At 69.4% G+C, this 8,442-nt stretch carries 7 protein-coding genes; 2 read left to right on the top strand and 5 right to left on the bottom strand.

Annotated features, from left to right (window positions below; all coding sequences use genetic code 11):
• Positions 1-213 precede the first annotated feature (213 nt).
• The 5 genes from ACWDRB_RS47415 to ACWDRB_RS47395 all read right to left on the bottom strand — a co-directional run bounded on the left by ACWDRB_RS47415 (position 214) and on the right by ACWDRB_RS47395 (position 6,447).
• Positions 214-2,046 (bottom strand): hypothetical protein, encoded by a 1,833-nt coding sequence (locus tag ACWDRB_RS47415; protein WP_449905601.1) that lies wholly within the window; start codon positions 2,044-2,046, stop codon positions 214-216.
• Positions 2,043-3,527, bottom strand: coding sequence for a relaxase/mobilization nuclease domain-containing protein (locus ACWDRB_RS47410; protein WP_449905599.1), 1,485 nt, complete (start codon positions 3,525-3,527; stop codon positions 2,043-2,045). The genes ACWDRB_RS47415 and ACWDRB_RS47410 overlap by 4 nt, the downstream gene beginning before the upstream one ends.
• Entirely contained in the window at positions 3,524-3,970 is a 447-nt protein-coding gene (locus tag ACWDRB_RS47405; protein ID WP_449905856.1) for a plasmid mobilization protein, read from the bottom strand. Before ACWDRB_RS47405 ends, ACWDRB_RS47410 begins: the two co-directional genes overlap by 4 nt.
• Before the next feature lie 648 nt (positions 3,971-4,618).
• Positions 4,619-5,026 (bottom strand): hypothetical protein, encoded by a 408-nt coding sequence (locus tag ACWDRB_RS47400; protein ID WP_449905597.1) that lies wholly within the window; start codon positions 5,024-5,026, stop codon positions 4,619-4,621.
• A 254-nt stretch (positions 5,027-5,280) separates the two neighbouring features.
• Positions 5,281-6,447 (bottom strand): tyrosine-type recombinase/integrase, encoded by a 1,167-nt coding sequence (locus ACWDRB_RS47395; protein ID WP_449905595.1) that lies wholly within the window; start codon positions 6,445-6,447, stop codon positions 5,281-5,283.
• 80 nt (positions 6,448-6,527) lie between these two features.
• Between ACWDRB_RS47395 and ACWDRB_RS47390 the strand changes: the two genes are divergently transcribed.
• On the top strand, positions 6,528-6,875 hold the full coding sequence (locus tag ACWDRB_RS47390; protein WP_449905593.1) for an effector-associated constant component EACC1: 348 nt from the start codon (positions 6,528-6,530) through the stop codon (positions 6,873-6,875).
• Positions 6,868-8,442 (top strand): caspase, EACC1-associated type (locus tag ACWDRB_RS47385; protein ID WP_449905591.1); only part of this gene is annotated, 1,575 nt, incomplete at its 3' end. The genes ACWDRB_RS47390 and ACWDRB_RS47385, both read left to right, overlap by 8 nt.

The following is an 8,442-nucleotide window of genomic DNA, read 5'->3' as shown; positions in this document are numbered from 1 at the left end:
GTTGTCCGGTGCCATAGGCGCCTTCCTGCAACAGGCGTTGCGATGATGCGACGACGAGCTCAGGCCGATGATGACGGTCTGAACGATGAGACAAGACAGTAGCTGTCATGAGTGGTTAATGGCGATGTCAATATGCCGTTTAGTAGGCCCTTAACGTGAAATTTGATGGTTGCGGTGCCGATGCGGTGCTCGGCAGCCGCCTTGCGGCCTTGGTCAGCGTTCGAGATCTCGCCGCCGCTGGGGCGCCTTGCTGGAACGGGGCTGCTTGGCGGGCGTAGCGCGATTCTGCGCCAGCGTGAGCCGCTCGCGCGGGCTGCCAACGAAACCGGCGGGCACCGTGGCGATCGTCCGTGCGAGCTGCGCATCTTCTGGCGCCTGCTGAGCAAGGTCGGAGGCGGAGGTGGAGGCCGGGGCGGCGGTCGGAGCCAGCTCGTCGACGGCGGGCGCGCTGGGGACCGTGGGGCCAGCGGGCGACGAGGCCGGATCCGGGCCGGGGGCGGCGGTGGCAGAGTGTTGAGCGAGCTCGGCCTGGGTCAAGGTGATGGCGCGGTTGTCCGCGTCGACCAGGCGCAACGAGTACAGGCGCGGATGAGGCGCGTTGATCTCGCTCAGCCAGGCGTTCATGACCCGGCGTGCCGCGTCCTTGGTGTTCTCGCCGGCCTCGACCGTCACTACCCCGCGGCGAACCGTGTTGATCTCGCCCTCGTATCGGCTGCCGGGGCGGAGGATGGCGTACTCGTAGGCCGGGCGGCCTCGTGCGTACGCCTCGTACAGCTCGAGCTGTACCAGCACCTCGCCGCGCGTGGCGGTCGAGGCGACAGCGGCACCCGTCAGGGCGGCCAGACGCCCCCGCAGGTGAGCGAGCATGCCCGCCTGCGTGGCGCCCGGCTTCCACTGCTCGACCACGCCCCACACGCCCGCGATCTCTTTCGGACTAGCGGTCTCCCACCAGGCGTCATCCAGGTCCCTCACCAGCATGGCCGCCTGGAAAACATGGTCGGGATCTTCTCCGCGAAGCTCGGCTTCGCATGCCCGCAACTGCATGTTGGCATGAGCCAGTTGCCGCCTCAGCGTCTCCACGTCTGGCTGGATGGTGGACGACGTGCCGCCCTCTGTTTCCGCGCCGACGGCGGCCCCTGGGGCACTGACGCCGCGGGCCTCTCGCTCTCCGCGCAGCTGCTCTCGGGCACGATCCAGCCGCGGATCGTGCTGCCGGATCAGATCGTGGAGTCGGCGCCGTTCCGACAACCACGCGTCGATTCGCTCATCCGGCGGCGCCGTTTCCTGCCCAGCGATGATGCGTGCGCGACGCGCGGCGATACGTTCGATGACTCTGGGCGCCCGCCCGCCATCGAGTGTGAGGAGATGCCGCTCGTGAGGGCCCTCACCTTGCGTCAGCGTGATGACGTAGCGGGCGGGCTGGTCCCAACCGTTGGCTTGCGTCCGCGCCAGCGCCACGATCTGCTCGGCGGCGAACAACTCCAGCGGCACGCCCTCGCCGATCACGACGCCGCGTGCACCGGTCACCCGCTGATCCTGCTCGGCAGGGCCGCGAGCCTTCGCCATGATCTGGAAATTCACCACCCGCTCCGGCGGCGGGGCGTACTCCGCCTCCGCGGCCGCCTGGCCCGCGCCCGGCGCCGCCAGGAGCCGCGCCAGGTCGCCGTTCATCGGCACGGGCGCCAGCTCCAGCCCGAACCGTTCGGCGATCTGTTCGCGCATGTGCTGCAGGGTGGCCTGCGCGTATGGCTGGATCGGAGCCCAGGAGGAGGCCCGCTCCCACATGTCGCTGACCCGGTCAGGGCGGTTGGCCACTCGCGTCCACCAGCGGTCCCGCCATACCTCGCGCAGCAGCACCTCATCCACCCGGTACAAGGCGTTCATGCGTTCCCGGTAGGCCGCGCCGGCGGCCTCGTCGGCTGCCTGTGCCTGCTGCGCGGCCGCGGCTCGTTGATGCGCCAGAGCGGTGGCCACCTCCGTCGCCGCCGACAGCAGGGTGCGCAGCGTGTCCCGGACGGAGCCGATCACCTCGTCGGATTCGCTCATCTGCTGATCACGCTCCGTTCGTCGGCGCCGCTCTGGCGGCGCGGGACCGGCTCGGCCGTCGGAGCGGCCGAGCGAGGTTGTCGCACGCCGACCGTCGAGGGGGAGGAATGCTGTGGGCGATGGTGAAGGGTCGCCAACTGGTGGTGGGCGACCTCGGCGAGCAGCCGCGCCTGCCGGGCCTGGCCCCGGGCGATGTGCGCATCGTGGATCGCCTCCATCAGCCGGGTGATCTGGCGCAGCAGCAGCACCTGCCCGACAGCGCCTTGTCCCTGGGTGGAGGCTTGAGCGATGACGACGGCGACACCGCGCAGGTCTAGCACCGCCGAGCGGCGGGGGCTTCGCGGGGTGCCGCGCCGTGTCTGCGCCGAATACGCCAAGATGTTCGCGGCGCGCGCCAGCGGTCCGGACCTCTTCTCCAGGCGTTCGGACCAGGCCGAGAGCAGTCCGGCCGTGTCCCTGGCCACGGCCGCCCAGGCGTCTACGTCGTCGGGAGGGACGGCGCCGAGCCGCTGCCGAACCGAAGCCACGACCTGGGCGGCCTGCTCCCAGGTACGACCGTGGTAGGTGACCGTCTCCGGCAAGCTGCCTCGTTCCGTCCCCGCTCGTACCGAAGGAGTGGGGACGCCCATGGACAGCTCCCATCGTTGTCGCAAGCGCGGTAAGGCCAGATCAGCGGCAAGGCTGCTGCCCCTGTACCAGACCGGAGGCCCCTCACCTGGACGGGGAAGCGCCACGGCATAGCCGACCGTTCGCCCATCGAGGCGGTGGGCGTGCACGAGCGCGCCGGCCTGCTGGAGCCGTCGCGCGAACTCCGCTTCCCCGCCGGCCGTCGTCGCGCACGCGCGCACCAGGCGGGCCAACCTGAGCCGGTCAGGCTCGTCTCGGCCCTCCCGCTGAGCGCGTTCCAGCTCAGCTCGTGTCAGCCCAGGCAACCCCGCGCCGGGCCGGCCGTCGACCACCTGCAGGCCATAGGCGCGTTCGAGATCGGCGCACGCCCGGCTGAGCTTGGTCCAATCACGGAACGTCGAAGCGCGCGTCTCGTCCTCGCGGACGAGGTTCACCACCACGTGGATGTGGTCGTTTCCGCCGGCGGACAGGCCGTGATGAACCGCGATCCACCGGCACGGAGCCTTACCGGATGACGGGTCATCGAAGCCCAGTCGCCGCACGATCTCCCGAGCGATCTGCCCCCACTCCGCGTCCGACAGGCGTCGATCATCTGGTGGCAGGCTGAGCGAGCAGTGCCAGACATAGTCCCCGACCAGGCTGCGCGTGAGAAGCGTGCGAGGGGCATCCAGCTCCAGCTTGGCAGCATGAAGCTGGCCAGCCTCGGCAAGGCGTGGCTCGCCTTCCAGGTTCACGTGCTCGGCGCAGGCCACGAGATGCGGGTCGCGGTGCTCGTCGCTCCTGCCGGGCCCGAACAGGTAGTCGAGCAGCCCAGGAAGGTCATTCCCGTACGGCAGACTGACCTTGCCGTTCACGGCCTGCTCGCTTCGGCCGGCCGGGCGCTCGCCGCGAAAGGTTCAAGGGCTCGGCTCAGCCGGTTGGCGGCGTGCGCGACCGCCGTTGAGGTCGGCTCCCACACTGTGGCGTCGGCGCCCGCGGTTGCCGCCACCCGGCGCAGTTCGTCCAGGTTGACGCTGAGGCTGCTGATCAGCCGGCGTAATGCCATGAGCTCCAACGTCAACGTGCGCCGTTCTGTGATGCCAAGCCCGCCGCTACTCAAGGCCGACTCGACCAGCAACCGCGCCATCGTGACTCCCAGACGTGACGCGCGCTCCTCAACGAGCTTTCTCTCCTCGATCGACATCCTGACCCGGACCTGACGCGAGCGCCCACCACTGACCCGTCGACGCCGCCCAGTCTGGGGCGGAAGTACATCCGGAACGGCCCTGTCAGGAGGAGTAGCGCCAGCCTGCCTCACAACGAACTCCTCTCTCAAAGGCCGAGTTACACAACACCAACATGAGGAGTTTGCTCGCGTAAAGCTGATTGTCGGAAGACCTCGGGGGCCTTTAGGTGCCACCTAACGCCTATCTTGCTGCATAAAGGGGCTGGCCTGGTGATCTTCTGCGGCGGTTCCCGCTGTTGAGCGCGGAGATTCTGTCAGTGGAAACGCGGAGTTCCTGTCAGTCCTCGCGCGGGCTTGATGTCAGTACCCGACGCGCCTGCACCTGCCACGCCGCTTCACGAATGGCCAGGGCGGGTGTGGGCCAGCCCAAGTTCGGCTTCAATCCGGTCGCATGTTTCCCGCATCCGGTACCAGTTGCCGTGCATCTCCGGGATTCGTCCGTCCTGACGGGCGAGGGTGGCCACCAGGTGGATGTGATCGCGGGCATGCCGGAGCGCGATCCACCGGCAGGCTCCGACGTCGCCGAACGGGGCGATGCCGGCGGCGTCGACGAGGCGGGTGGCGATCCACGCCCAGGTGGTGTCGGTGAGGGGCCGGTCGTGGCGTGCGGTCAGCGCGGTGCAGTGCCAGACGTACCGAAGCAGCGGCCGGGCGGCAGCCCGAGCCGGACGGTTGAGGTGCGCGGCCAGGTCGTCGAGTGTCGCGTCGGTGCGCGCCGGGTCAGGCTCGAAGGGGTCCCAGGCGGCGATCAGGTGCGGCCCGACGCCCCTGCTCGCCGTCGCGCCAGGCGGCGCGTTCGGCGGGGCGCAGCTCGCGGGCGAAGGCCTCCTGCATGGTGCGTAAGGCCAGCGGCCGGGCCTGGGCCCATCCCCGGCGCAGGAAGTCCGGCACCGGGACGCCCGCCGCCAGTCCGTCGCCGGCCACGGCGGCGGTACGTGCTCGGTGGACCGCACTGATGTTGCCGCGGTAGTAGGCGAAAGCTTCTCGGTCGGTCTCGCTCAGCTGGTAGGGCTGTTTGCCGGGGCGGGCCGCGCGTGCGCCGGGCCCGTCCTGGCTGATCCATCGCCATACCGTGCGCTCGTCGACCCCCAGCCCGGAGGCGGCCAGCCGGACATGCCCGCTCGTCAAGGTCCCACTCGAGCGCAGCTGCTCCAACCGCGCCACGGCGACTTGCCGCTGTTCAGGATCAACCCGCTTCGGCACGCTGGCCTCCCAGCGATCCGGGGCTCACATTTGGCTCAGTGTGGCGCAAGCACCACTTTCTGCGAGCGTCGCACCCCTGCCGGAAGGTAGCAAGCCAGTTACGGAAAGTCGGCCACCTCAGAGATGTACGGAAGGAGCGGGCGGCGGACGGGGCGCGGACCTCGCGCCGCTGCGAGCAGTCAGAAACCTTCCACGAGGCCGGCCGCGATGTCGTCCGGCGGATTGGTGTACAGGCGCAGGTAGCGGTCGTTGGCGTGGCCAAGGCGGCGCTCCAACTCGGCGCGGTTGTGGCCGGAGGCCTCCGACAGCAGATAGCCGAAGGTGTGGCGCAGGTCGTGCGGCCGCAGCGTACCCAGGTCACGCTCGCGGTCGCCGCTCTGGGCGTCGTGCAGGCGACCGATCTCACCGACAATGGTGTTGATCGAGCGCGGGGACAGCCGGCCGCCGGGCCGGCGGGCGGTGATGGAGGAGGCGGCCAGGAACAGCGCGGCCGACTCGGCGTCGAGGTCGCCGACGCGTTCCTGCTCCAGGTAGTCGGCCAGCGCCTGGCGGGTGTCACGGCCGAGGAAGACGGTCCGGCTGGTGCGGCCCTTGCCGCGCACGTCGATTAGGCGGGCCTTCTTGACCCGTCGCAACTCCGCCGGCGTGGGCGGGTCGAGCTGGGCCAGGTCGAGGCCGACGACCTCGGCGCGGCGTAGCCCGGTGCCGAGGATGAGGTGCACGATGGCGCGGTCGCGCAGCGGACGGGCGTGCCGGTGGACCGCGCGGGCGGCGTTGCGGTGGCGGCGGCCGGTCAGTTGGTGGAAGTCCTCGATGCGGTCCAGCACGTTCTTGACGGTGCGGACCTGGCTGCCGGTCAGGGCCCGCACGGTGGGGGCGGGCAGCCGCAGCGGGGCGACGTTCTTGGTCGGATCGCCGTGGCGCAGCAGCCCGGCCGGGGCGTGGGCGCCGATCCAGGTGAACAGCGCCGACAGGTGGGCCAGGTGGTTGTTGACGGTGGCCGGCGCCATCGGGGCGGGGGTGCCGTCCTTGGTGCGGTTACCGGCGGCGGCCAGGTGGTCGCGCCAGGCGGTGATCTCGCGCGGGGTGACGGCCGGCAGCCGGTCGTGGCCGAGGCCGTCGGTGAGCCAGGCGATGAAGCGCCGCACATGACGGGTGATCTTGGCGGCGACCTCGTCGGAGCGCACCCCGCGGACGGCCAGGGCGAGGTAGCGGTCGGCCCAGGCGGTCAGGCTGTCCTCGGGGCTGGCGACATCATCGGAAAGCCGGATTACCTTTCGTGAAGTGATGTTGGCGTTATCCTGGTCCTCGCGTGGAGAGGTCGAGCTGGGAGTTGGGGCAGGCACCCTGCCAGGTTACTTCACAGAAGGGCCATTTCCTGAAAGGACTGGTCTATATGGCTCGGGGTCTTGCGAGAAAGGAAGTCATGTCCGTCACGGAAGGCCGCCAGGCGGGACCCGGCGTTCAGATCACGGTCTCTGACCTGTCACAGCTTCGGTCGCTGCGCGGCTGGCTGGAACGGGTCACCGGTATCCAGGTCGAGCAGGTGGCGGGCACGCCCGGGCCCGGTGAACAGGGTGCGGCGGATGCGCTAATGCTTCTGGCCGGCAGCGGCGGGATGCTGGCGGTCGCCATCAAGACGTTGCCGGAGTTCATCCGCTCGCGTCGCTCCGACATCGAGCTCACCCTGAAGACCGAGGGCAAAGAGATCACGGTGAACGCCAAGAACGCCGACGACATCCAGAGCATCGTCGACACGTTCCTCAATGCCTGACCTTCTGCGGGATTTCTCCCGGTCCCGGGCGGTCCTGATCGGGGTGGGCACCTACACGCATCTGCCGCCGGTGAAGGCCGCGCTCAACAGTCTGGCTCGTTTCACCTCTGTGCTCACCGGCCCGCTGTGCGCCTGGCCCGCCGACCGGATCTCGGTGCTCTCCGACGTCAGGCAGCCCGGCGATCTGCCCGACCGGCTGGTAGAACTTTTCGAACCCGCCAAGGACGTCGCGTTGTTCTACTACGTGGGCCACGGCCAGGTCGACCCCTTCGACACCTTATGCCTGGGGTTGGTGGACTCCCGTAAGGAAGCCACCCGGCGCAGAACCACCAGCCTGCCCTTCGATGCAGTGCGGCATGCCCTGGTCAGCAGCCGCGCCCGAACCAAGATCGTGATATTGGATTGCTGTTACGCGGGACTGGCCGCTGAGGGCCCCGGCTCCCTAACCGCCCCCGACATGCTGGACCACACCCGCGGTACCGGCGCTTACACGCTGGCCGCCGCCGGGGAGTTCGCCACCGCCTGGTACGACACCGACACCGCAGCGCCCACGCCGCAGACCTACTTCACCCAGTACTTGGTCGATGTCATCGAGGCGGGGATCGCGGGGGAGGGCCCAGACCTAGCCTTGGAGCCGATCTTCTACGCCGCCTTGGACGCTCTGACCCGCGATGGCAAGCCGTTGCCGACCAGCCGAGCCACCGGCCAGGCGACCAGGATCGTCTTCGCCCGCAACGCGGCCGCCATCCCTCTAAGCCCCTCCAGACCGGTGACCGCCATCGACTCTCCACAGCCGGGCCATTCCGATCTGCCCCCGCAGGATTCTCTGCCCGCCGCACAACCGACTCCGGCACAAGACGAGGCGCCGGAAGCCACGCGGGAGTTCAGAGTCGAGCGAATGCCGGAATCCACAAACCCCGTAGCAGAGCCCGCAGATGAAGACACGGCTCAACCGGCCGATGATCCTCTGCGCGTTTCAGGCCCTTCTCCGACAACGACCCTGGATCCCTACCTCGCCGACGCTCAACCGGCCGTCCCCGAACCAGTCTCTCCGGCTGTTCCTCTCACGCCTTCGCCCGCGCCGGCCGAAAACCCTTCCCCCCTGTCCCGGCGCCGTGTCCTAGTCTCCCTGTCGGCCGTCGCAGCCGCCGGGGCAGCCGCCGGTGTGATCATTCCCCTCGTGCTGCATGACGCCGACTCCAAACCCGACGACCACCCCATCGCCACCGCCACCCAGCTCGGCAAGCCCCTCACCGGCCACACCGGCGAAGTCTTGGCGGTGGCGGTCGGTACCACCCTGAACGGCAAGACCATCGCCGTGTCCGGCAGCAACGACAGGACGCTGCGGGTGTGGGACCTGGCCACCGGAAAACAGCTCGGCGAGCTCCTCACCGGCCACACCGGCCCCGTCTGGGCGGTGGCGGTCGGTACCCTGAACGGCAAGACCATCGCCGTGTCCGGCAGCATCGACAGGACGCTGCGGGTGTGGGACCTGGCCACCGGAAAACAGCTCGGCAAGCCCCTCACCGGCCACACCGGCTACGTCTCGGCGGTGGCGATCGGTACA

The sequence above is a fragment of the Nonomuraea sp. NPDC003707 genome (assembly GCF_053587055.1).
Note: the sequence above shows the minus strand (reverse complement) of the source record. Positions and strands in the feature narration are given on the sequence as shown.

Coding starts and splice junctions, on each gene's coding strand:
- ACWDRB_RS47415 (WP_449905601.1), bottom strand. CDS start 2,046: ATGAGCGAATCCGACGAGGTGATCGGCTCCGTCCGGGACACGCTGCGC.
- ACWDRB_RS47390 (WP_449905593.1), top strand. CDS start 6,528: ATGTCCGTCACGGAAGGCCGCCAGGCGGGACCCGGCGTTCAGATCACG.